We start from the raw sequence: 22004 nt of genomic DNA on the forward strand, positions 1-22004 counted from the left end.
AGCGTTGACGCCCAGACATAGATCGGCTTAACGTTTCGAGCAAGTTTCCGGTTTCCGGCCGGAACTACCGGAGTCCCCCATCAGTTTGCGTTTCCCCCGACCACCACCGGACCCTCACCTCCTAGATCGACATCTATCTATTGATCGTCTGGAAGGGAAGGCACATGAAGTTAAGACAGTGGTCGTCCGTCGGCCTGGTCGCCGTCGCGACCATCGCCACGCTGAACACGGTGCCGGCGACCGCGAGTCGACCGTACGACCCCACGACGCAGAGCCTCGGCACCCTCGGCCTGCGCCACGGCCTACACGTCGGCACCGCGGTCGACATGGCTGCCCTCAACGACGCCAGCGACCCGCAGTACCGCAAGCTGGCCTCCTCCGAGTTCGCCTCGGTCACCGCCGAGAACGTGATGAAGTGGGAGAGCCTGGAGCCAACCCGCGGCACCTACAACTGGGCGCCGGCCGACGAGTTCGTCGACTTCGCCAAGCGCAACCGGCAGAGCGTGCGCGGTCACGTGCTGGTCTGGCACAACCAGCTGCCCGCCTGGTTGACCAGCGGCGTCGCCGACGGCTCCATCAGCAAGCAGGAGTTGCGCGAGCTGCTCCGCAACCACATCACCACTGTCGTCAACCGCTACAAGGGCAAGATCTGGCAGTGGGACGTGGTCAACGAGGCGGTCAGCGACCCGTGGGACACCCCGTCGACCCTGCACTACAAGGGCTTCTGGGCGCAGAACCTCGGTCCCGGCTACATCGCCGACGCGTTCCGCTGGGCGCGGGCCGCCGACCCCAAGGCCCTGCTGTTCTACAACGACTACAACATCGAGGCGTTCGGCTCGGGCAACCCGGCGGACGACAAGACCCAGTTCGTGTACGACATGACCAAGAGCCTGCGCGCCCAGGGCGTCCCGATCGACGGCGTCGGCTCCCAGGGGCACCTGGGCACCCAGTACGGCAACTTCGACACCCTCCAGGTGACCGCCGCGCTGAAGAAGTTCAGCGGGCTCGGCGTCGCGACAGCGTTCACCGAGGTCGACGTCCGCAGCCAGCTGACCGAGGGCGTCCAGGCGGGCAACGCGGAGGAGATCAACCCTCGGCTCCAGGCGTCGGCCGCGAACTTCAGCGTGCTGATGAAGGCGTGCCTCGCCGTGCGGAGCTGCCTGTCGTACACCGTCTGGGGCTTCAGTGACAACCATTCGTGGGTGCCGGGCTGGTTCGACGACCCGCCGGAGGGCCTGGCCACCATCTACGACGAGAACTACCAGCCCAAGCGGGCGTACCAGGAGTTGAAGTCCGACCTGATCTTCGCAGGGCCGCCGTACGTCCTGCCGCGCATCGCACCCAGACCCCGCCGCTGACGCCCAGGGCCGTGTGGAGCTTCCCGAAGCTCCACACGGCCCGTGTGCCACCACGGATGTCGACGTTCGACTCACGTTCGGTGGTTCCGCTGTCGCCATCCGGACGCCATCGGAGGGCTGGTGCCGGATCTGCCGGTTTATTGATGGTGTTGGTGTCACTATGGCAGGCGTGGGAACTGCGAAAACTGCCATGCCTGCGATCTCGCCGCTCACCGGCGATCCCATCAAGCGGGCCGATGCCGAACGGCTAGCGGGGGTGCTGAAGGCCTTCGCCGATCCGGCGCGACTCCGGTTGCTCAGCCTGATCCAGTCCGCGCCGGAAGGTGAGGCGTCAGTGAGTGACCTCACCGCGGCGCTCAACCTCTCCCAGCCGACGGTGAGTCATCACCTTCGGATCCTCACCGAGGCCGGCCTCCTCGAACGCGACAAGCGCGGGGTCTGGGCGTACTACCGCCTGGTGCCCTCCGCGATCGCGCAGATCGCCGACCTGTTGACGCCGCCCAGGAAGCGGGCGACGAAGAGGGCCCGCTGACCGGGCCGGAGGGCGGCTCGTCACATCCGCTCCACTGTGCGGATGCCCAGCAGGCGCAGCCCCTGCCGCAGGGTCCGGGCGGTCAACTCGGCCAGCAGCAGCCGACTCTCCCGCAGCTCATCCGTGGCACGTAACACCGGGCAGCGCTCGTAGAACGCGTTGAACGCTGTCGCGAGTCGGTGCAGGTAACCGGCGAGCTGATGGAACTCGAAACTCTGCTCCAGCTCGCCGACCACCGCCGCGAAGCCGAGCAGCTCGACCGCGAGCGCCCGCTCCGCCGGCTGCGCGACGACGATGGGGACGTCCGGCCGCACGGCGGTCCCGGCCCGCCGCAGCACGGACCGGATCCGGGCGTACGCGTACTGGAGGTAGGGCGCGGTGTTGCCGTCCAGCGCCAGCATCCGCTCCCAGTCCAGGACGTAGTCCTTGGTCCGGTCGACGGACAGGTCGGCGTACTTGATGGCGCCGATGCCCACCGCGCGGCCGATCTCCTCGGCGGTCCCGGCGTCCAGATCCGGGTTCCTGCTCCGGGCCAGGTCGGTGGCGCGGGCGACCGCCTCCTCCAACAGCCCGACCAGCTTCACCGACTCACCGGCCCGGCTGCGCAGCATCCGCCCGTCGGCGCCGAGGATGGACCCGAAGCCGAGGTGCTCGGCCCGTGCCGGCGGGCAGAGCCAGCCGGCCGCCTCGGCGACGGCGAACACCATCGCGAAGTGCTGCCGCTGCGGTAGGCCGACGACGTACAGCAGCCGGGTGGCGCCCAACTCGCCGACGCGCTGCCGCAGCGCGGCCAGGTCGGTGGCCGGGTAGCCGTACCCACCGTCGCTCTTGCGCACGATCAGCGGCAGCGGCTCGCCGTCGCGGCCGGTGAACCCGGGCGGAAAGACGCACTCGGCCCCGCCGCTGGGCAGCAGCAGCCCCAACCGGTCCAGGTCGTCGACGACGCCCGCGAGCAGATTGTTGTAGGCGCTCTCGCCCCGAAAGTCGGCAGCGGACAACGTCACGTCGAGCAGGTCGTACACGGTCAGGAAGTACCGCTCTGACTGCGTCACCAGCAGCCGCCACAACCGGCGGGTCCGCTCGTCACCGCCCTGCAACGCGACCACCCGCAGCCGCGACCGTTCCTGGAACGCCTCGTCGGCGTCGAACGCCACCCGGGCCGCCCGGTAGAAGGTATCCAGGTCCCCCATCGACAGGTTCTGCGCGGCTTCGGCCTCACCGAGGTCGATCAGGTGTTCGATCAGCATGCCGAACGGTGTCCCCCAGTCACCCAGGTGGTTGACCCGCACCACCCGGTGTCCGAGCCACTCCAGTAGCCGGACCGCAGCATCACCGATGACCGTGGAGCGGAGGTGCCCGACGTGCATCTCCTTGGCCACGTTGGGCGCCGAGTAGTCGACCACCACTGTCTGCGGCGTCGCGGTCGGCGGCACGCCGAGCCGGGCGTCACCGGCCAGCCCGGCGACCAGGTCGGCCAGGGCCTGGTCGGTAACCGTCAGGTTGAGGAAGCCCGGCCCGGAGACCTCCGCCGACACGCCGACGTCATCGAGCACCGCGTGCGCCAGCACCGCGGCGGCGATGTCGCGCGGCGGGCGGCCGAGCCGCCGGGCCAGCGCCAGCGCCGCGTCGGACTGGAAGTCCGCGCGCGGGGACCGCCGCACGAGCGGGTCGACCGGGCCGCCGGCCACCGCCGCGAACGCCGGTGCCAGCCGGTCGGACAACAACTTTTCAAGATCCATGAGTACGCCGATCTCGCTCGGACCCACGCTGCCACGTGAGCCGTTGACGGGGAGATACGGGCGGACCGAGGACGACCAGCGAACAACCGGCGGCTCGATCCGCCGGTCGCAGGAAACAGGTCAGCGCGGGCGGGCGACGGATCGCCGGCGTCGCCCCGCACCGACCTGGACGTCACACGACAGTCCGGTGCACTGAGCGATCACGCTGGTCATGCGGGGCAGCCTAGCGGCCCGGCCGAGGCGACGACACCCCAATTCCGCGGTCCCGCCGATGCCCGAGGGGCCCCTTGTCGTTTCGGTCGACTCGGGGCAGGGAACGTCCTCGGGACAAACGAGGGGTGATGATGAGCCGATACACACCACTGTCGATGGCCCGTACGCGACGCGCGCTAGCGCTGCTCGGCACCGTCGCACTGACCGCTGCCTGCACCGCCACCGAGGATTCGCCCGGTTCGGCCCCGGCGGCCACCGCACCGGTCACCGCGTCGGCGTCAGCGCCCCCGACAGACCCGCCATCGCCGAGCGCGAGCACCCGGGTAACCATCCCGACCTCGGCCTTCGTCGAGCTGCCCGCCGAGCTGCGCAAGTCTCCGCGACGGACGACACCCGTCGAGGAGGCCCTGCCGAAGCTCTGCGGCAACGAGTTCGGCACCGGCGGCCGGCAGGTCACCGCGAGCGCTGCCATGACAGTCACCTACCAGAAGGCCGGCGAGCCCTCCAGCAACGTGCCGCAGGGGATGATCCACCAGACCATCTTCACCTTCGACGGCGACGGCGCCGCGGGTTACCTGAGCCGGCTCCGCACCGCCCTACAGGCGTGCCCCTCGTACGACCAGTCCGGAAGCCGCGTCACCGTCAAGAGCAAGGCGCTGCCCGGGGTCGGCGACGAGGCGTTGCTGCTGACCCGGACGTGGCCCGAGACGAGCCTGAACGGCGAACGCACCGGCGGCACCGCGTCCAGCCAGATCGCTGTGGCCCGCGTCGACAGCGCGGTGACCGTCTTCGACGACCAGGGGTGGGAGGGCACCAGCGGCAACCCCGCCATCCTGGACCGGGTCGTCCGCGACGGCGTAGGCACCATCGACGCCTGGCAGCGGTAGCCCCGAGGCCGCCGCCACAACGGCTTCCACCGACCGGTCCTGTTCTTCGTCGGATCATGGACACCTGGACCCGAGCCGCGCTCGCGCCCGGAGACTAGAGGATCTCGGTCCACAGTGACGTCGACGACCTGGATGTGGCGGCTGATGAAGGTTTCTCCCCCGGGCAGTGGCGAGCACCGCGACGGTCCACCGCACGCCGGCGAGCTGTTCACCGACCGGGAGAGCGAGTCCCAGGCGTTCAAGTCGACACTGACCCGTTTTCGCCAGCTGCTCGACAGCGACGACGAGGTCGGGGTCGCCCGCCACAACGTACTGACCTTCTACGGCCTGGGCGGCATCGGCAAGACCGCTCTCTCGGAACGGTTGGAGGCCTGGGTCCGTCACGATCTCCCGCTCGTCAACGGCTGGGGTCCACCTCCGGCCACCACCGTCGACGCGACGGCCCGCATCGACCTGCATGGCTCTGCCGGTCGAATGGACCTTCCGGCCGCACTGCTCGCGTTGAGGGCCGGTGCGGCCGGCATCCGCCGCCGCTGGCCGGTCTTCGACCTGGCGTTCACCGCCTACTGGTCGGCCCTCCGTCCCGGTGAGCCGCTGCCACGCTTCCGGGGGCGGGACGAGCTGGAGAACTCCGTGGCGGAGACGGCGGGCGAGGTGCTCAAAGACCTCGGCTCGCTGGCGGACCTCGCCGGTGGCACGGCCGCCTCGCTCGGAGTGCGTGGTGTCCGGAAGGTCGTCGGCGTACTTCGGCGCCGACGTGATCTGCGGCTCGCCGTCGACGGGTTCCCGGGCTTCGAGGATTTCCTGCTCCGCTGCGCCGACGAGCCGAGCCCCACCGAGCCTCGACCGGCCCTGGCCTGCGAACTCGCCGCGGCTCTGTCGTGGGAGCTGGCCCAGATCGTTCCGTCGCCCCTGGTGGCGGTGTTCGTCGACACGACCGAGCGGCTCGCCCTGGACCCGCGACGGGTCTCGGAGGGGCACCTCAACCGGCTGATCCACTGCATGCCGAACGTGTTGTTCGTGCTGACCGGGCGCGATCTGCTGGACTGGTACGACGAGAGCCGCGTCGACCTTCCGCACCGCGGTGCCTGGACCTGGCCGGGGCTCGTGCCGGGAGCCTCGGACAATCCCCGGCAGCATCTCGTGGGCAACCTCTCCCCCTCGGACACCCGGGCGCTGATCCTGCGCGGACGTACCCGACTCGACCTGCCGATGAGCGACGACGTCGTCGAGCACCTCGTCCGATCGTCGGCGGGGCTGCCGCAGTATCTGGAACTGGCCCGGCAGGTCGCCATCTCGATCAAGGATGCCGGGGTTGGACGCCAGGTGAAGGCCCAGGACGTCACGGGCTCCCTCGGTTCGCTGGTGATGCGCATCCTCGACGACGTTCCGGCCGACGAGCAACGGGCCATCCGGGCCGCGTGCCTGTTCCGGGTCTTCGACACGCACCTGATGGCGGCCGCGGCGGACGTCGACCACGGGTGCGCCGAGCGGGCCGTTCGGCGTCCGATGATCGACCACCACCACGGCGACCGCTTCCCGTACCGGATTCACGACGCCGTCCGGGAGGCGATCCGCCGGTCCGACCACCAGATCTCCGGCGGCTGGGCCGAGCGCGACTGGGAACTGGCCGCCGGCCGGGCCGCAGCGGCGGTCCGACGTCTGCATGACGACGCCAAGGATCGTGAAGACAATCGCGAGGTCCTGGACCTGATCGGTGTCGCGGTCGTGCTGGTGTGCGAGCAGGGCACGACGCTGGAGCCAGCTCCGAGCGAGAACTACGCGGACTGGTTGTCACGCGCGATCGTGTTCAGTCCTTCGGTGCAGGGCCTACGGTCCCGGGTGCCGGCCGCGAGCCGCACCGGGTACGGCCGCCTGGTCCTGAACTTCATCGCGGCCAAGTCCATCGAGACGCCCGTGGACGAGCGGCTCAGTCTGCTCCGCGAGATCTTCGACTCCGATCACCCGCTCTGGACGCCCGCGGGCCGGCATCTGGGCTACACCCTGCGGCTGCACCAGCGTTGGGACGAGGCGCTCGCCGTCTTCGACGAGCTGGTCGCACGTAAGCCCACGCCACTGCACCTCGGGCAGCGTCCACAGGTGCTGAGCCTGGCGCGACGTTTCACAGATGCCGACCAGGCCGCACAGGGGCTCCCGGTGCGGAGCCTCATCACGAGGGTGGCGGAGTACGCCCATGGCCGGCCGGAGCGCTACTTCGCCGAGGTCCCCGACAAGATGGCGAAGCTGCGCGACGCCGGTCGCCAGCGGGAGTACCTGGAAGAGGTCGGCACACTGCTGATGCGGCGGGCGTTCTTCCGCGGCGATGTGAGCGCCGACGAGATGCTCGACTTCGCCGAGCAGGCCGACCTGTCCGGGCACCTGGTAGCGACCCGCTCGGCGTTGCTGACCACTGTCCTGCTGGGACACTCTGCCCCGACGGACATCGCGCCGACCATCGACCGGCTACGAATCCTGGACGAGGCGTCGATGGGCGACATCGGGTACCGCTACGGACTTGCCGAATCCTGTACCGCACTGATCGTCGGCGACCGCGACCGCCTGGAGCGACTACGAGACGAGCTCAGCCGGCTGACGTCGCGAACCCGTTCGATGATCCCGGTCGAGTGCTTCCTGGAGTCGGTCGGCCTTCCACTGCCCGCTCAACCAACCCAGTGGCTCGAGCCCGCCGAGGTCGTCACCCGCCGCTGGGCCGATCACTTCGCGGCGTACGCCGCACGTCACAGGTAACGCCAACCCGTCATCATCCGTCGCTACGGGAGGTTCGCCATGTCGGACGGTCAGGGAACGAAGGCGCCGTGGCTTCCGCCGCGGTGGTTCATCCGGCTGGCCTGGTCGGTGCACCGGGGCCTGTACCGGGTCACCGGCAGCAAAGTTGGGCTGTGGCGACCGCGCGAGCACCGGTGGGGCACGCTGCGGCTGACCACGACCGGTCGCCGCACCGGTCAGCAGCGCAGTGTCATCATCGCGTACTTCGAGGATGGCCCGAACCTGGCCGGGGTGGCGATGAACGGGTGGGGCGAAGGCGCCCCGGCCTGGTGGCTCAACCTCCAGGCCCACCCGGACGCGTCAGTCGAGCTGGCCGACGGGCGGCGGCTGGTGCGCGGTCGGGCCGCCACCGACGACGAGCGGTCACGACTGTGGCCACGCTGGCGCGAGGCCGACAAGAACTTCGACGCCCACGCGGCGCGGCGATCGTCGGAAACCACAGTGGTGATCCTGGAGCCCAGATCAGAGGGTGAATTCCCATCGTCGGGTCAACGGCCGAACGCGAGGTAGAGACCCAGGCCGAAGCTCACGACCAGGACGATCGCGCCGACGACGGCGCGGCTAGCTCGCGCGCCGAGGCCGCCAGTGCGAGTCCTCAACGGGAGGTCGGGTTGTGCCGGTGGCCCTCGGCCAGGTTCGCGTCGTAGCCGGCGGCCTGGAGGGCGAACAGTTCGGCGTACCGGCCGCCGGTGGCGACGAGGTCGGCGTGTGTGCCGGCCTCGACGAGCCGGCCGTGGTGCAGGACGAAGATCCGGTCGGCGTGCCGGACGTTGGCGAGCCGGTGCGTGATGAGGATCGTGGTGGCACGACCTCTGCGGTCCCGGATCGTCTGGAACAGCGCGTCCTCGGCGCGGGGGTCGAGCGCGGAGGACGGCTCATCCATGATCAGCAGTTCGGCGTCGCGCAGGAACCCGCGAGCCGCGGTGATGCGCTGCCACTGCCCACCGGAGAGGTCCTGGCCCCGCGCGAAGGTCCGGTCGAGCAGCGTCTCGTACCCGTGTGGAAGTTCGTTGATCATGTCGTGGGCGACGGCGCGGCCGGCGGCGGCCTCGATGCGGTCCTGCCGGGCGTCGCTGTCGACGTCGCCGATGGCGATGTTCGTGGCCGCCGTGAACGGCCACTTGTGGTATTCCTGCGTCACCACGGCGATCCGGGCGCGCAGCCCGTCGACGTTCCAGTCCGACAACGGCCGACCGTTCCACTCGATACTGCCCTCGGTGGCAGCGCGAAGGCCGGCGATCATCGCGGCGAGGGTCGTCTTACCCGAACCGTTCTCCCCGACGAACGCGACAGTCTGCCCGGCGGTGATCGTCAACGTGACGCCGTCGACGGCGGGGTCGTCCCGATCGGGGTAGCGCAGGCTCACCTCGTTGACTGTCAACTCCCGCAGCCGGTCAGGATCGGCGGCGGCAGCGGGTCCGGTGCTGGTCGGTAGGTAGGCGTCGGCGCGGGCCATGAAACCGGTGTAGTCGCCGAAGTGCTGCCCCTGGGTGTAGACGTGGTCGACCTGGAAGGTGGCGATGGACAGCGACCGCTGCGCGGACTGCACAGCGATGACGCAGGTCGCCGCGGCGGCGAGCGGGATCTGCCCGTCGAGGAGCAGCAATCCGAGCAGGGCGTAGACGGTGCCGGTCGCGAGGCCGCCGACGATGGCTCCGACAGTGGTGGTCGTGGTGACTCGCCGGGCGAGGGCGAGTTGGATGTCGGTCTCCACCTGCATCACCCGGTCGTACTGGTCGAGCAGGAACCGGCGCAGCCCGTAGGAGCGCAACTCCGGGGCCGAGGCCCGTTCGGCCATCAGCTTGTGCAGCAACCACAGTCGACGTCGGCGCACCGACCCGGCGTTGTACGTCTGGTAACGCAGGTGACCGGCCCGCAGCGACGCCCACGCGTTGGGCACAGTGGCGACCAGCAGCGCCAGCAGCAGCAGCGGATGGATGACGATGACGGCGGCCACCACGGCGAGCAGCCCGGCCAGCCCGGCGAGCAGGTTCATCGACGCCTGCACCAGCGCGATCGTCGACTCGGTGCCGCGCGAGGCGCGTTCCATGTCGTCGGCGAACGCGTCGGCGTCGAACGCCTCCAACCGGACCGCTGTGGACACCTCGAACAGGCCCCGCTCCACCTCACGGCTCACCCGGGGTGTCAAGCCGTTCTGCGCGTACCCGGTGGCGATGCCCATCCCCGCGCGGAGCGCGACAGTCGCCGCCAGCACGGCCAGCGCGGGCAGGGCCGCCCGCACCTTGTCCGCTGTCGGTCCACCGGCGAACAGTTCCACCAACACCCGCTGGGTGGCCAGCAGGCCGAAGGCGGCCATCACCCCGGCGCCGACAGTGGCCGCGGCCACCACTCCGGTACGGAACCGGTCCGCGCGCCAACTGATGCCGAGGGCTGTCCGGACGAGCCTGGGCAGTTCAGCGAAGACGGCGAAGAGGCCGGCCTCCGCCCGTGCCCGCACCCCCGTCTCCCACCACATCTCCCGCAGCTCCGGCAGCACCGACTCCGTACGTCCAGCGTGAGGCGTGCCGGGATTGGTGCGGTGAGCCTCTGCGGTGGCGGTCTCGCTCATGGACGTACCTCCGGGCGGCGCAGCCGTCGCCATTCCCTGCCGGGCTGGCGGGGCGGCGGGTGGCGGCTTTCTGGAGGATTGGACCACCCGAAGATAGCTCTCGGCAATCGCCCGAACACTCGCCGTTATCGATGCGAGGTCGCCGGGAAGGCGTCCCGGTGCGTCACTGTGTGCGCGGAGCGTCGAGGCGCGCTTTCAGCGCCGTGGCGATCTCGCCCGCCGCGACGATCTGCTCCGGCGTGAGGGCGTCGACGAAGAGCTCCCGGATGGCGCGCAGGTGCGGAAAGGTGGCTCCCCGGAACGCGTCGGCGCCGGCCGTCGTGAGCAGCACCTGCGCCCCGCGGGGAACAGTGGCGCACTCCTGGCGGCGGATGAGGCCACGCCGCTCCATCCGCCCGAGGTGGTGGGAGAGCCGGCTCCGCTCCCACCCGATGTGCGAGGCGAGTTCGGACGACCGCATCGCCTCGCCCTGCGCCTCACTGAGGGCGAGGAGCACTGCGTAGTCCCCGGTCGAGAGCGAGGAGTCGCCCTGTAGGCGGGACTCGAGCCGGGAGCCGAGCGCTGCCGTCGTCTCGATGAAGTCCCGCCAGATTCGCAGCTCGTCGGCGGTCGGGAGTTGGCGTCCGCCCCGCCGGCCGGGTGTGGCCTCCGTCATCTCACTCTCCTGGGAATTGACGTGTCAATCTCGAAGTTAGCATCATTGACACGTCAACCGGTAGGTCCCGCTCTCCGTGGATCGCCGGCGGATTGCACCGAGGAGGAGACGATGGCAGCTGCAGACTTCGAGCTGGGGCTCAACTCGTTCGGGGAGGTGGCCACCGACGGCGACCGGGTCCTGAGCGACGCCGAGACGGTACGGCTGCTCGTGGACGAGGCACGGCTCGCCGAGTCGGTGGGACTCGACGTGTTCAGCGTCGGTGAGCACTACCGCGAGGGCCACAACGACTCGGCGACACCAGTGCTGCTGGCCGCGGTCGCGACGGCGACCGAGAAAATTCGCCTCGGCACCTCGGTCACAGTGCTCAGCACGAACGACCCGGTACGGCTCTACCACGAGTTCTCCACCCTCGACGCCGTCTCCGACGGCCGCGCCCAGATCGTCCTCGGACGCGCGTCCGCTACCGAGTCGTTCCCGCTGTTCGGTTACGACCTGGCCGACTACGAGCGGTTGTTCGAGGAGAAGCTGGACCTCTTCCTGCGGCTTCAGCAGGACGAACCGGTCACCTGGTCCGGGACGGTACGAAGCCCACTGACGGCGCAGCGGCTGCACCCACTGATGCAGCCGGGCGGCATCCCGACCTGGATCGGTGTCGGGGGAAGCCCGAACTCGGTCATCCGCGCCGCCCGGCACGGACTTCCGCTCATGCTCGCGATCATCGGCGGGCGCCCCCAGCGCTTCGCCGGCCACGTCGACCTGTACACCAGGGCGCTCGAACAATTCGGGCATACCCTGCAGCCAATCGGGCAGCACTCACTCGGCCTTGTCGCGGACACCGACGAGGAGGCGGTGGAGACGTGGTGGCGATACTGGCAGCCGGTCGTGGCGGCCCTGGCCGCCGAACGCGGCTTCTACAAACCGGACCGCGCGCGCTACGAGGCCGAAATCGACCACGGAGCACTCTTCGTCGGTTCACCCGAAACGGTGGCGCAGAAGATCGCCACTGTCGCTCGCGACCTGCGGCTGAGCCGCTTCGACCTGAAGTACGACATCATGCACCTGCCCCGCGAGGCACGCGCGCGCACCATCCAACTGCTCGGCAGTGAGGTCGCGCCGCGGGTCCGGGAGCTGCTGGCTAAGGAGCCCAACCATGTCTGATCTGCTGTTCGGCCTGGACACGTTCGGCGACGTACCGGAGGACGACAACGGCAAGCTCGTCTCCCACGCGGCGGCGATCCGGCAGGTCGTCGACGAGGCCGTGCTCGCCGACCAACTCGGGGTCGACGTCATCGCCCTGGGCGAGCACCACCGACCGGAGTACTCGGTCTCCACACCGGAGACGGTGCTGGCCGGAATCGCCACCCGCACCTCGCGGATCCGGTTGGCCTCCGGCGTGACAGTGCTGAGTTCCGACGACCCGGTACGGGTGTTCCAGCGCTTCGCCACAGTGGACGCGCTGTCGAACGGCCGGGCCGAGGTCATCCTCGGTCGCGGCTCGTTCACCGAGTCGTTCCCGCTGTTCGGCTACGACCTGCGCGACTACGACACCCTGTTCGAGGAGAAGATCGAACTGTTCGTCAAGTTGCTGGACGAGAAGCCGGTCACCTGGAGCGGCACCCTGCGTGCCCCGCTGGAGAACGCCGACGTGTTCCCGAAGACCGAATCGGGTCACCTGGACACCTGGGTCGGTGTGGGTGGCTCGCCGCAGTCGGTCGTCCGCACCGCCCAGTACGGGCTGCCACTCATGCTCGCCATCATCGGTGGCGCACCCGAGCGCTTCGCGCCCTACATCGACCTGTACCGGCGGGCCGCCGACCAGCTCGGTACGACCGCGCACCCCGTCGGCATGCACTCGCCGGGCTTCATCGCCGACACCGACGAGCAGGCCAAGGAGATCTACTGGCCGCACTATCGGATCATGCGAGACCGGATCGGCAAACTGCGGGGCTGGCCACCGATCCGCCGCCAGGAGTTCGACTCCGAGGTGGAGAACGGCTCCCTCTACATCGGTTCACCGGAGACGGTGGCCCGCCGGATGGCCCGTGCGATCCGCAGCCTCGGCGTCGGCCGGTTCGACCTCATCTACTCGGCCGGAGCGCAACCGGCCAGCGCCCGGATGCGCGCCGTGGAACTCTACGGCTCGAAGGTGATCCCCATGGTCCGCGAACTGCTGGCCTGATCAGCACTTTCCCAGCGAGAGGACGACATGAACGACAACGACCGGAGCCAGCCGGCGACCCTCGGCATCCTCGGGGCCGGCAAGGTGGGCACGGTGCTCGCCCGGCTCGCCGTCGCCGCCGGCTACCGGGTACGGGTGGCCGGCTCCGGCGACCCGGCGAAGATCGCCCTCACCGTCGAGGTCCTCGCCCCGGGGGCCGAGGCCACGACGGCTGTCGACGCGGCGGCCGACGCCGACGTCGTCATCCTCGCCCTGCCCCTGGGCAAGTACCGCAGCGTTCCCGCCGAGGCGTTGCGCGGCAAGCTCGTGGTCGACGCCATGAACTACTGGTGGGAGATCGACGGCATTCGCGACGACCTCACCAACCCGCGTACCTCGTCGAGCGAGACCGTCCAGGCGTTCCTGTCCGGCTCACGCGTCGTGAAGGCGTTCAACCACATGGGCTATCACGACCTGGAGGACGAGGCCCGGCCGGCGGGGGCGACAGGCCGCAAGGCCATCGCGGTCGCCGGCGACGACGACGCCGACCTCACCGAGGTCGCGGCCCTGGTGGACGCGCTCGGCTTCGATCCGGTCGTCGCCGGCCCGCTGGCCGAGGGGGTACGCCTCGAACCGGGCAGCGAGTTGTTCGGCGCCAACGTGAGCGCCGACGAGGTACGCGCCATGCTCGACCGCTTCGGAGAGTCGGAGCGGGGACGGATCATCACCGCTGCCCGCACGGCGTCGTAGCCGTCACCTGGGGCCGCTCAGCTCAGAGATGATCGGGTCGCGGGGAGTCTCCGAACCCGCCCGCCGACCCGATCATCGTCATCGTGCCCCGGAGCTAGTTGTTGTTACGCCACCAGGGCGACCATCCGGAGCAGCCCCAGGCGCCACAGGCCCGGAACCGCACCCGACTGCCTTGATCTCGGTAGCGGTGAGTCGTGCCGTCCTCGTAGAAGTCGTAGTTGCACACTCCCCAGGCACCCTCGCCTTCGAGGTTCTGGCAGTCGCCACTGCGGTAGTTGTGCCAGGTTCCGCCGTAGTAGAGCTGGTTCTGCCATTCCCCGATGGCCGCGTACGGCGTGTCGCGGTCGTAGACCCAGATCTGGTCACCGTAGGCCCGGAAGCAGGCTTGGGCTGGCGACGACGAGCTGGAGGAAGGGCCCGGCGCGTCGACGCAGTCCACGACGTCGGGCGGCCAGCCGGCCGGCGTCGCGATGGTAGCCGCGGCCGGCGCGCCGGCGAGTAGGACGAAGAGGGCCGCCAGGGCCACGATGAAAGCTGGTCGCGTTGCTCTCTTGACTGACATGAGGCGAACCCATCATCGCCACTCGAGCCCCACAAGCCATCAGGGTGTACGGAACAGTGCGGATTCGTTCCGAACGCTGGAAGACCGCTGTCGAACGACGGGCAACAGTTCCCGCGGTTCAGCCGTTGCCGAACGCCGCCCGCGGTTCGAGGTGCTGGCCCACGGCGTACTCCCGGTCGAAGTCGGTCGGGCCGAGCGCCTCGGTCGCCGCGGCGCCCATCCGGGCGAGGTCCGCGGCGTCGTCCGGGTCCGGCACCTGGCCGAGCGCCGCGAACGCGGCATCGGCGACACCGATCATCCGCGCCGCGCGGGCGTGGTCCCCCTCGGCAGTCGCGAGCGCGGCGCCAGCAACGCAGACGTACGGCACGAAGTCCGCCCAGCCGTTGCGGAACACCCGCTCGCGGTTCTCGGCGAACAGCGTCCGGGCCACCTCCACGTTGCCCAGCCCCAACTCGCAGAACGCCAGGTTGTGATATTCGGAGTTGACCGTCTTGGGCTGGCCGAGCGCCTCGTTGAGCGCGATGCTCTCGCGGTACAGGTCCCGAGCGCGGAGCAGGTCACCGGACATCCTCGCGACGCCGGCCAGCACGTGCCGCGGTCGTTCCTCCAGGGCCCGGTCGCCGGAGCGCAGCGCCACCGCGAGGGCCTCCCGGGCCCGTGCCTCTCCGCCCGGCAGGTCACCGCCGCGAATGGCGACCCGGGCGAGGCTGTACCGGGCCTCCACCTCGCCCGCCGGATCGCCGGCCGCCTGGGCCCGCTCGATCTCGGCCTCGCTCATCCGCACCACGGCGTCGGTCTCGCCTCGGCGAAACGCCGAGCGCACGCTCTCACTGAAGGTCATGACCCTCTCCCCCGTCACTGACTCCGCCCGGTCGACATCGTCCGTCACCGCGCGTGGAACATGGTCCAGGTCTCCACGAGCGTGAAGCCCATCGACTCGTAGAGCGGCCGACCCATCACGCTGGTGTGCAGGTAGGCGGCGTCCGCGCCGGCCGCGATGCCGTCCCGCAGAACCGTTTCGGTGATCACCCGGCCCAGGCCACGACCCCGGGCGGACGGAACGACGGCGATGTTGAACACGCCGATCACCCCGGCGGTCCGCATTCCGAGCCCGGTGCCGACGGGCCGGCCCGACTCCTCGGCCAGGTAGCCGGTGATGGGGTCGGCGTCGAGCACCGCACCACCCATCAGCGATCCGAAGAGGCCCTCGGGAACCTCGAAGCTCCGGGTGAGGGCGTCGGTGTAGAGATCGTTCTCGGCGGCGCCGACCTGACGAACCAAGGAACGCTCTGCCGAGCCGGCGCGGAAGGTGAGGTCGTCCGCCGCGCAAGCCAGCACTGGCAGCTCGGCGCGTTCGAGCAGGCCGTGCCGGGCGGCGAGCTCAGCGACCTGATCGTCCGCCTCGCCCCTCACGATGATCGACCACTGCGCGGCCTGCCCGCCGACCTCGGTCGCCATCTCGTCGAGGGCCGCGAGGTCGGGCTCCGTGGACCTGTCGTAGGCGGCGTTGAGCGTCGCGACGCCGGCCTGCGTCACCCCCGCGCGGGCGGTGCCCCGCTCGGCGTACCCACCCTTCGGGGTCATCCTGCACAGGGTCTCGAAGGCGTCGAAGTACGCCGCCGCCATCCGATCGGCGGTGATGTTCATTTCGGGACTCCCTAGACCGGTCGTTCTGCTTCGGTCGTCAACCTAGCCACCGATCACGCTGACCAGCAAATCACGGGCGCGAGGACCGCCACCTGCTGTCCGGCTTCGAACCGATCAGGAATCGAGAAGCCCGCCAGAGGCGAGCGGCCTAGCCTTTCCCCAGGTGAACGGCAGCACGCCGACCTGGACGACGAGAGGGAGCCCGAGAATGTCCGCGAAGACCACCACCGTGTCCGACGGCTTCAGCCCCGAGGAGCGGGCCGCGATGAAGGAGCGCGCCGACGAGCTGCGCGCCGAGGGCAAGAAGGGCGCCAAGAAGGCGGACGGGCTGCAAGCGGTCCTCGACCGGATCGCGCAGATGGAGCCGGAGGACCGAGCGCTCGCCGAGCGCGTGCACGTGACGGTGACCGCTGCCGCCCCGGGCCTGATGCCGAAGACCTGGTACGGGATGCCCGCCTACGCGAAGGAGGACGGCAAGATCGTCGTCTTCTTCCAGGACTCCGGCAAGTTCAACTACCGGTACTCGACTCTGGGCTTCCAGGACCCGGCCAACCTCGACGACGGGGATCTCTGGCCGGTGGCGTACGCGTTGCAGCAGTGGAGCCCGGCCGTGGAGAAGAAGATCACCGAGCTGGTGCGGAGGGCGGTCTCCTGACCGACGCCCGCCCCCTCGTCGGCGCGCTCACGGTGCGATGATCGAGGGCCGGAGCCGATGGAGACAGGTGGTGCGGACGATGCGGTTTGAGCCTCCGGTGGTACGACGAGTCGCCCGATGACCGGCCGGGCCGGTGAGGTGTTCGACACCGGTCGGACGGTGTCCGACATCGAGTCGTTGCTCGCCACGGACCTGCCCACTGGCGGCGTACCGGTCAGCGAGGGGGACCCGGCCACCGGTGAGTGGACGGGCACCCGAGGCGAGGGCTTTCAGATCGTTCCGCTCTGGGAGAGCGACGCCCTGACGGGTGTGTACGGTGCCGAGTGGAACCAGGCCGAGGATGCCGCCGAGGCGAACCTGGCCCTCGTCGTAGCGGAGTTGGACCAGAGGTGGGGCGCGCACCGCACGGTCTCCATGCGGGTGCCGCTGTTTCGGGATCAGGCCGGTGAACCCATGCCGGCGCTGTTCCAGTCGCTCTGCGACCTGGACTGCTACGGCGACCTGACCGTCTGGGGGCCGACGGTGGCCGACGGCCGGTGGGTGGCGGTCTCGGTCAACCAGTGTGACGGCGACGCTCCCATGATCATGACGGCGGTCGTCAGTCAGCTATCGATCATCGAACTGTCGGACTGACCTGCCCGGTGACCCCCGGGTGCGGGCCGTCATCGACGTTGCCCACGGCTCCTAGGGTTCGGGCATGTCGATCACAGACCAGGCCCTGGCCATCGAGGCGGCGGAAGCGGGAGCCGCAGTCGTCCGCTCCCGGTACGGCTCAACTCTGACGCGCGTCATGAAGACCGCCGGCGACTTCGCCACCGCCGCCGACGTCGAGGCCGAGCAGGCCATCCTCGACGTCCTGCGCGCGGCGCGTCCGCAGGACGCCGTGGTGGCCGAGGAGAGCGGGCGCACGGGTGCCGGCGACAACGGGCGCACCTGGCTGGTCGACCCACTGTGCGGAACGTTGAACTTCGCCGCGCGGACCATGCTGGCCTCGGTCAACGTCGCCCTGCGGGTCGGGTCGGACGTCACAGTGGCGGCCTCGGCGGACCCGTTCGCCGCCGAGGTGTTCTGGACCGACGGCACCGCCGCGTACGTCCGGGGCGCGAGGACGGACGAGCGACTCGTCCCGTCGGCCGAGTCGACGCTTGTCGACCTGAACCTCGACCCGCCCTTCCCCAACCGGGACGTCTTCCTGGCCGCCCGCATGCTCACCGACGAGGGCTTTCTCGCACAGTTTCGGCCCCGGGTGGTCTCCACCAGCCTGGCCGTGGCCTGGGTCGCCGCCGGTCGCCGCGCCGCCTATGTGACGGACCGTCACGACCTGCGGAACAGCGTCCACTTCGCGGCCGGAATCGCGCTCTGTCAGGCGGCTGGCTGCGTGCTCACCGGGCTCGACGGCCAGCCGCTGCACGCCGGTGGGGACGGCCTCGTCGTGGCCGCGGACGAGCGGACGCACGCCGCTCTGCTGACGCTCATCCGGAAACAGCGCTCGCGATAGACCCGACCTTGACATGAAGTGCGGTTGAAGTTCTAGCGTCCCTAGATGATCACGTCCGGGCGACAGTGCCCGGCCGTACGTCAGACGAGCACCACCGTCGAAGGGATTCTGATGTTCCTGTCCCGCCTTCTCCGCCCGCGTACCGTCGCGAGCGCGCACTGCGACCTCCCCTGTGGCGTCTACGACCCGGCGCAGGCCCGCATCGAGGCCGAGTCGGTCAAGGCGATCTCCGAGAAGTACCAGGCCAGCGACGACCCGGAGTTTCGCACCCGCGCGTTGCTCATCAAGGAGCAGCGCGCCGAGTTGGTGAAGCACCACCTCTGGGTGTTGTGGACCGACTACTTCAAGCAGCCGCACTTCGAGAAGTACCCCCAGCTGCACGGCCTCTTCAACGAGGCGACGAAGCTGGCAGGTGCCGGCGGCGCGAAGGGCGCCGCGGACCCGGCGGTCGCCGAGCAGCTCCTCGGCAAGATCGAGGAGATCTCGAAGATCTTCTGGGAGACCAAGCAGAGCTGATCAGCCGGCACCGGGTGGCACCCGCCACCCGGTTCGGCGTACCGCGTTCGGGAGGAACCGCATGACGTCGCGCACCGACCTCGTCGAAGATTTGATGGGCCGTTTTCCACACGTGCCGCGGGAGGCGGTCCTCAAGGAGGACCTGCTGCGGGGCGGCCTCGCCTTCGACGACGCGGCACTGACCGACAACGAGCACGGCGACATCAAGCCGAAGTCGTACTTCATCTTCTCCTTCGACCATCGGACGCTGCCGGAGTTGGGGACGGCGGCGCTGCGCCGGCCACCGGAGGAGATCGTGCTCACCGGGGGCCCGTACGACCTGCGTCGTACCGTCGTCTCGGTCCGCACCAACCCCGGCTCGCCGTATCGCGTCGGCACCGACAACGACGGTCGACTGCGCCTCTTCCTGGACGGACGGCCGATCGCCGATGTCGGGCTGCCCCCCATGCCGGCGTACTACCGCCACACGCTCGCCAACGGCAAATCGGTGATGGAGGTCGCCCCGACGATCCAGTGGGGCTACCTCATCTACCTCACCGCGTTCCGGGTCTGCCAGTACTTCGGCGCCAAGGAGGAGTGCCAGTACTGCGACATCAACCACAACTGGCGGCAGCACAAGCAGGCCGGCCGGCCCTACACCGGGGTCAAGCCGGTCGACGAGGTCCTCGAGGCTCTGGAGATCATCAACCGGCACGACGTCGATCGCGCGTCGCAGGCGTACACGCTGACCGGTGGCAGCATCACCTCGCAGGTCAACGGGCTGGCCGAGGCCGACTTCTACGGCCAGTACGCGCAGGCGATCGAGGAGCGGTTTCCGGGTCGGTGGATCGGCAAGGTCGTGGCCCAGGCGCTGCCCCGAGCCGATGTGCAGCGGTTCCACGACTACGGGATCCGCATCTACCACCCCAACTACGAGGTGTGGGACAAGCGGCTGTTCGAGTTGTACTGCCCGGGCAAGGAGCGGTACGTCGGTCGGGAGGAGTGGCACCGCCGCATCCTCGACTCGGCCGAGGTGTTCGGCCCGCGCAACGTGATCCCGAACTTCGTGGCGGGCGTGGAGATGGCCGCCCCGCACGGCTTCACCAGCGTCGACGAGGCAATCGCCTCCACCACCGAGGGGCTCGACTACTTCATGTCCCGGGGGATCACGCCCCGGTTCACCACCTGGTGCCCGGAGCCCACCACCCCACTGGGCCGGACGAACCCGCAGGGCGCGCCGCTCGAATACCACGTCCGTCTGTTGGAGGCCTACCGGGCGACAATGGACGCCCATGGTCTGTCCAGCCCGCCCGGGTACGGCCCCGCTGGGCCGGGGCGAGCGGTCTTCTCGGTCAGTTCCTTCATGGACACCCTGCCGTCCACGGATTCCTGACGGACGCGCTCGGCTGGCCTCCCCATGTCGATCCGCCGAGGAGCGGTATACCTCAGAGGTATAAATATGCCTCTGAGGTATACCGCTCAGAACCGCATCCGCCCCGACGAAGGTTCCGACGGCGATCGGCCGAGCGACACTCGCCTAGCTGGCGTACGTCTCGAATTCACCGATCCGTGGCGTACCGCTGGAGCTGTTGATCTTGAAGTTGAGCTTGCTCGTCGCGGTTGCCGAGAAGGTGATCGAACCGGCCCCGCTGCCGGCGGCCAGGACCGCCCCGTTGTCGTTGTTGATCAACTGCCAGGACCCGATGGAGCCCTGGGTGCCGGACGGTTCCCGGATCACCACCCGGGACACCTGGGTCGCGGAGCCCCACTTGATCGAGATCGTGCCGGTCGCTCCGGCCGGTGACCAGTAGGTGCTCAGGTTGCCGTCGCGCACGTTGCCGTAGCTGGTTCCGCTGGCCTTGCTGGAGCCGTCGGCGCCGGCGCCGAGGCTGAGGTTGGTCCCGCCGGTGGGCGGGGGCGTCGTGGGCGGAGGCGTGGTGGGCGGGGGCGTGGTCGGCGGCGGGGTGGTGGGCGGCGGGGTCTGCGGCGAGCAACTGCCGTTGGACACCTTCAGGCCCGTGTTGGCGCCGACCGTCTGACGGACGATGTCCGGCACGCAGCTCGCCCCGTCGAGGCTGTACGAGTACGGGATGCTGACCGTGGTGGTGGAGGTCGGGTTGGGGCCGGCGGGGTAGTTCTCGCTGCCGGCGCTGGACCAGGTCACGTTGTCGAAGACGTTGCCGGCGACCTGCCAGTAGCCGCGCTCGTTGGTGTAGAAGGTCCCCAGGACGTCCTTGGAGTTGCGGAAGTAGTTGTTCTCCACCTTGGCCCTGGCTCCGGCCCGGGAGTTGATTCCGGACTCGTGCAGGCTCACGTAGTGGTTGTTGTAGATGTGGGCGACCCCACCGCGCAGCAGCGGCGTCCGGGAGTCGATGTTCTCGTAGAGGTTGTGGTGGTACGTGATGAAGCCGTTCGACAGGTCGCTCTCGCTGGACCCGACGAGGCCGCCGCGACCGGAGTTGCGCAGGATGCTGTAGGACAGCGTCACGTACTGGGTGTTGTCCTTCATGTCGAAGAGGCCGTCGTACCCCTCGGACTCCCCGCCCGACGCCTCCAGGGTGACGTGATCGACCCAGACGTTGCGGACCGTGCTCTCCATGCCGATGGCGTCCCCACCGTTGGAGGTGGGCGAGCCCGACTTCTTGACGTTCCGGATGGTCACGTTCTGGATGATGATGTTGCTGGAGTCGCGGATGTGGATGCCGAGCTGGTCGAAGACGGCGCTACCGACCCCGATGATGGTGACGTTGCTGATCTGCTTGAGCTCGATCACGCCCGCGGCGGTGTTGCAGCTCGACCCCGACACCTTGCTGGTGTTGCCGTGATTGATGGTCCCGGTCACCTCGATGGTGATCGGAGTGCTGCTGCTGGTCCGACCGCACAGCGCGGCATGGATCGCAGTGCCCGTGGTGGCCCGTACCGTCTGCCCGCCCGCGCCGCCGGTGGTCCCGCCGTTCTGGGTGGCGTAGCCGGTGGCGCTGCCGACCGCCGCCGATGCCTGCGGGGTCGGTAGGACCACCCCGACCGCGATCGCCACCGCCGCCGCAGCCGCCGCGGCCAACACCGCCTGACGTCGCAGCACGACTGGTCGTCTCATGTCGCCTCACCTTCGCATTCGTCTCGTTCCAGGCTTCGCCCCGACGGACATCGCGACCACACCTACCGACGGACGTCATTCAGAAATTGGCGACAGTCAATCGCGAAGAGTTCATCGAGGTCTCTCGTGCCCTGGTGGAAGCAGGGTTGTGTCGTGCGAGCGGAGTGCGCCCGGTGCCATCGCTCGCCCGACCATCAAATGGAACATCGATGTAACGCAATCGTAGGAAAGCGGTTTCCCTGAAGGCAATAGCTGACGCTTGCAGGTTTGTTGCAGTGCTCGGTATTGACACGACCAGGCCCGCCATCGATGCTCTGCTAAATCAGTTTAGCGACCGGCTCGCTCCGACCCGTCCCACTCCCGGTCCCCGAACGGGATCGCTGGCTGAGAGCTCCACCC

The 22004-nt window shown here is 69.3% G+C and carries 20 protein-coding genes; 13 read left to right on the forward strand and 7 right to left on the reverse strand.

What is annotated here, in order from left to right; translation table 11 throughout:
* Nucleotides 1–164 precede the first annotated feature (164 nt).
* Nucleotides 165–1358 carry an endo-1,4-beta-xylanase gene (locus NIE111_RS23290; RefSeq protein WP_238686401.1) on the forward strand — a complete coding sequence of 398 codons (1194 nt, stop codon included), beginning with the start codon at nucleotides 165–167 and terminating at the stop codon, nucleotides 1356–1358.
* Nucleotides 1359–1548: 190 nt separating this feature from the next.
* The gene (locus tag NIE111_RS23295; RefSeq protein WP_238686609.1) at nucleotides 1549–1890 is read left to right on the forward strand and encodes an ArsR/SmtB family transcription factor; all 342 of its coding nucleotides are present in this window, start codon (nucleotides 1549–1551) and stop codon (nucleotides 1888–1890) included.
* Nucleotides 1891–1910: 20 nt separating this feature from the next.
* Here the strand turns inward: NIE111_RS23295 and argS are convergent, their stop codons facing one another.
* Nucleotides 1911–3629, reverse strand: coding sequence for an arginine--tRNA ligase (gene argS / locus NIE111_RS23300; protein ID WP_238686610.1), 1719 nt, complete (start codon nucleotides 3627–3629; stop codon nucleotides 1911–1913).
* A 341-nt stretch (nucleotides 3630–3970) separates the two neighbouring features.
* Here argS and NIE111_RS23305 point away from each other — a divergent pair, with 341 nt between their 5' ends.
* From NIE111_RS23305 to NIE111_RS23315, 3 genes are all read left to right on the forward strand, one after another.
* Nucleotides 3971–4729: a hypothetical protein gene (locus tag NIE111_RS23305; protein WP_238686402.1), complete on the forward strand. Its 759-nt coding sequence runs from the start codon at nucleotides 3971–3973 to the stop codon at nucleotides 4727–4729.
* 114 nt (nucleotides 4730–4843) lie between these two features.
* Nucleotides 4844–7477: a hypothetical protein gene (locus tag NIE111_RS23310; RefSeq protein ID WP_238686403.1), complete on the forward strand. Its 2634-nt coding sequence runs from the start codon at nucleotides 4844–4846 to the stop codon at nucleotides 7475–7477.
* A gap of 39 nt (nucleotides 7478–7516) precedes the next feature.
* Nucleotides 7517–8026 (forward strand): nitroreductase/quinone reductase family protein, encoded by a 510-nt coding sequence (locus tag NIE111_RS23315; RefSeq protein WP_238686404.1) that lies wholly within the window; start codon nucleotides 7517–7519, stop codon nucleotides 8024–8026.
* An 85-nt stretch (nucleotides 8027–8111) separates the two neighbouring features.
* On the opposite strand, the gene NIE111_RS23320 is transcribed toward NIE111_RS23315, so the two are convergent.
* Together NIE111_RS23320 and NIE111_RS23325 are read right to left on the reverse strand one after the other, a co-directional pair.
* On the reverse strand, nucleotides 8112–10118 hold the full coding sequence (locus NIE111_RS23320; protein WP_372488392.1) for an ABC transporter ATP-binding protein: 2007 nt from the start codon (nucleotides 10116–10118) through the stop codon (nucleotides 8112–8114).
* 130 nt (nucleotides 10119–10248) lie between these two features.
* Nucleotides 10249–10740 carry a MarR family winged helix-turn-helix transcriptional regulator gene (locus tag NIE111_RS23325; protein WP_238686407.1) on the reverse strand — a complete coding sequence of 164 codons (492 nt, stop codon included), beginning with the start codon at nucleotides 10738–10740 and terminating at the stop codon, nucleotides 10249–10251.
* A 111-nt stretch (nucleotides 10741–10851) separates the two neighbouring features.
* Here NIE111_RS23325 and NIE111_RS23330 point away from each other — a divergent pair, with 111 nt between their 5' ends.
* From NIE111_RS23330 to NIE111_RS23340, 3 genes are read left to right on the forward strand one after another with little or no spacing between them, the layout of a single operon-like run.
* The gene (locus tag NIE111_RS23330) at nucleotides 10852–11901 is read left to right on the forward strand and encodes an LLM class flavin-dependent oxidoreductase (RefSeq protein ID WP_238686409.1); all 1050 of its coding nucleotides are present in this window, start codon (nucleotides 10852–10854) and stop codon (nucleotides 11899–11901) included.
* On the forward strand, nucleotides 11894–12922 hold the full coding sequence (locus NIE111_RS23335; RefSeq protein ID WP_238686411.1) for an LLM class flavin-dependent oxidoreductase: 1029 nt from the start codon (nucleotides 11894–11896) through the stop codon (nucleotides 12920–12922). The genes NIE111_RS23330 and NIE111_RS23335 overlap by 8 nt, the downstream gene beginning before the upstream one ends.
* Before the next feature lie 27 nt (nucleotides 12923–12949).
* Nucleotides 12950–13651: an NADPH-dependent F420 reductase gene (locus tag NIE111_RS23340; protein ID WP_238686412.1), complete on the forward strand. Its 702-nt coding sequence runs from the start codon at nucleotides 12950–12952 to the stop codon at nucleotides 13649–13651.
* A gap of 94 nt (nucleotides 13652–13745) precedes the next feature.
* Here NIE111_RS23340 and NIE111_RS23345 read toward each other — a convergent pair whose 3' ends face one another.
* The 3 genes from NIE111_RS23345 to NIE111_RS23355 form a co-directional block, all read right to left on the reverse strand.
* Nucleotides 13746–14213 carry a hypothetical protein gene (locus NIE111_RS23345; protein ID WP_238686413.1) on the reverse strand — a complete coding sequence of 156 codons (468 nt, stop codon included), beginning with the start codon at nucleotides 14211–14213 and terminating at the stop codon, nucleotides 13746–13748.
* Nucleotides 14214–14331: 118 nt separating this feature from the next.
* The gene (locus NIE111_RS23350; RefSeq protein WP_238686414.1) at nucleotides 14332–15054 is read right to left on the reverse strand and encodes a tetratricopeptide repeat protein; all 723 of its coding nucleotides are present in this window, start codon (nucleotides 15052–15054) and stop codon (nucleotides 14332–14334) included.
* Nucleotides 15055–15098: 44 nt separating this feature from the next.
* Entirely contained in the window at nucleotides 15099–15860 is a 762-nt protein-coding gene (locus NIE111_RS23355; RefSeq protein WP_238686415.1) for a GNAT family N-acetyltransferase, read from the reverse strand.
* Nucleotides 15861–16068: 208 nt separating this feature from the next.
* Between NIE111_RS23355 and NIE111_RS23360 the strand changes: the two genes are divergently transcribed.
* From NIE111_RS23360 to NIE111_RS23380, 5 genes are all read left to right on the forward strand, one after another.
* The gene (locus tag NIE111_RS23360) at nucleotides 16069–16515 is read left to right on the forward strand and encodes an iron chaperone (RefSeq protein ID WP_238686416.1); all 447 of its coding nucleotides are present in this window, start codon (nucleotides 16069–16071) and stop codon (nucleotides 16513–16515) included.
* Nucleotides 16516–16632: 117 nt separating this feature from the next.
* Complete coding sequence (locus NIE111_RS23365) at nucleotides 16633–17148, forward strand: hypothetical protein (RefSeq protein ID WP_238686418.1); 516 nt, start codon at nucleotides 16633–16635, stop codon at nucleotides 17146–17148.
* 64 nt (nucleotides 17149–17212) lie between these two features.
* Nucleotides 17213–18013, forward strand: coding sequence for an inositol monophosphatase family protein (locus NIE111_RS23370; RefSeq protein WP_238686420.1), 801 nt, complete (start codon nucleotides 17213–17215; stop codon nucleotides 18011–18013).
* Between the two features lie 111 nt (nucleotides 18014–18124).
* The gene (gene sodN / locus NIE111_RS23375) at nucleotides 18125–18529 is read left to right on the forward strand and encodes a superoxide dismutase, Ni (protein ID WP_238686611.1); all 405 of its coding nucleotides are present in this window, start codon (nucleotides 18125–18127) and stop codon (nucleotides 18527–18529) included.
* Between the two features lie 61 nt (nucleotides 18530–18590).
* Entirely contained in the window at nucleotides 18591–19901 is a 1311-nt protein-coding gene (locus NIE111_RS23380; protein WP_238686422.1) for a radical SAM protein, read from the forward strand.
* Between the two features lie 144 nt (nucleotides 19902–20045).
* Here the strand turns inward: NIE111_RS23380 and NIE111_RS23385 are convergent, their stop codons facing one another.
* The gene (locus NIE111_RS23385) at nucleotides 20046–21605 is read right to left on the reverse strand and encodes a pectate lyase family protein (RefSeq protein ID WP_238686423.1); all 1560 of its coding nucleotides are present in this window, start codon (nucleotides 21603–21605) and stop codon (nucleotides 20046–20048) included.
* Nucleotides 21606–22004 lie beyond the last annotated feature (399 nt).

It is taken from the genome of Micromonospora hortensis (assembly GCF_022230935.1).
In the GTDB taxonomy this organism is placed as follows: Bacteria; Actinomycetota; Actinomycetes; order Mycobacteriales; family Micromonosporaceae; genus Micromonospora; species Micromonospora hortensis.

Bases quoted from the DNA above. Each gene is read 5' to 3' on its own strand.
- NIE111_RS23290 (WP_238686401.1), top strand. From the start codon at position 165: ATGAAGTTAAGACAGTGGTCGTCCGTCGGCCTGGTCGCCGTCGCGACC.
- NIE111_RS23295 (WP_238686609.1), top strand. From the start codon at position 1,549: ATGCCTGCGATCTCGCCGCTCACCGGCGATCCCATCAAGCGGGCCGAT.
- argS (WP_238686610.1), bottom strand. From the start codon at position 3,629: ATGGATCTTGAAAAGTTGTTGTCCGACCGGCTGGCACCGGCGTTCGCG.
- NIE111_RS23305 (WP_238686402.1), top strand. From the start codon at position 3,971: ATGATGAGCCGATACACACCACTGTCGATGGCCCGTACGCGACGCGCG.
- NIE111_RS23315 (WP_238686404.1), top strand. From the start codon at position 7,517: ATGTCGGACGGTCAGGGAACGAAGGCGCCGTGGCTTCCGCCGCGGTGG.
- NIE111_RS23320 (WP_372488392.1), bottom strand. From the start codon at position 10,118: ATGGCGACGGCTGCGCCGCCCGGAGGTACGTCCATGAGCGAGACCGCC.
- NIE111_RS23325 (WP_238686407.1), bottom strand. From the start codon at position 10,740: ATGACGGAGGCCACACCCGGCCGGCGGGGCGGACGCCAACTCCCGACC.
- NIE111_RS23330 (WP_238686409.1), top strand. From the start codon at position 10,852: ATGGCAGCTGCAGACTTCGAGCTGGGGCTCAACTCGTTCGGGGAGGTG.
- NIE111_RS23335 (WP_238686411.1), top strand. From the start codon at position 11,894: ATGTCTGATCTGCTGTTCGGCCTGGACACGTTCGGCGACGTACCGGAG.
- NIE111_RS23340 (WP_238686412.1), top strand. From the start codon at position 12,950: ATGAACGACAACGACCGGAGCCAGCCGGCGACCCTCGGCATCCTCGGG.
- NIE111_RS23345 (WP_238686413.1), bottom strand. From the start codon at position 14,213: ATGTCAGTCAAGAGAGCAACGCGACCAGCTTTCATCGTGGCCCTGGCG.
- NIE111_RS23350 (WP_238686414.1), bottom strand. From the start codon at position 15,054: ATGACCTTCAGTGAGAGCGTGCGCTCGGCGTTTCGCCGAGGCGAGACC.
- NIE111_RS23355 (WP_238686415.1), bottom strand. From the start codon at position 15,860: ATGAACATCACCGCCGATCGGATGGCGGCGGCGTACTTCGACGCCTTC.
- NIE111_RS23360 (WP_238686416.1), top strand. From the start codon at position 16,069: ATGTCCGCGAAGACCACCACCGTGTCCGACGGCTTCAGCCCCGAGGAG.
- NIE111_RS23365 (WP_238686418.1), top strand. From the start codon at position 16,633: ATGACCGGCCGGGCCGGTGAGGTGTTCGACACCGGTCGGACGGTGTCC.
- NIE111_RS23370 (WP_238686420.1), top strand. From the start codon at position 17,213: ATGTCGATCACAGACCAGGCCCTGGCCATCGAGGCGGCGGAAGCGGGA.
- sodN (WP_238686611.1), top strand. From the start codon at position 18,125: ATGTTCCTGTCCCGCCTTCTCCGCCCGCGTACCGTCGCGAGCGCGCAC.
- NIE111_RS23380 (WP_238686422.1), top strand. From the start codon at position 18,591: ATGACGTCGCGCACCGACCTCGTCGAAGATTTGATGGGCCGTTTTCCA.
- NIE111_RS23385 (WP_238686423.1), bottom strand. From the start codon at position 21,605: ATGAGACGACCAGTCGTGCTGCGACGTCAGGCGGTGTTGGCCGCGGCG.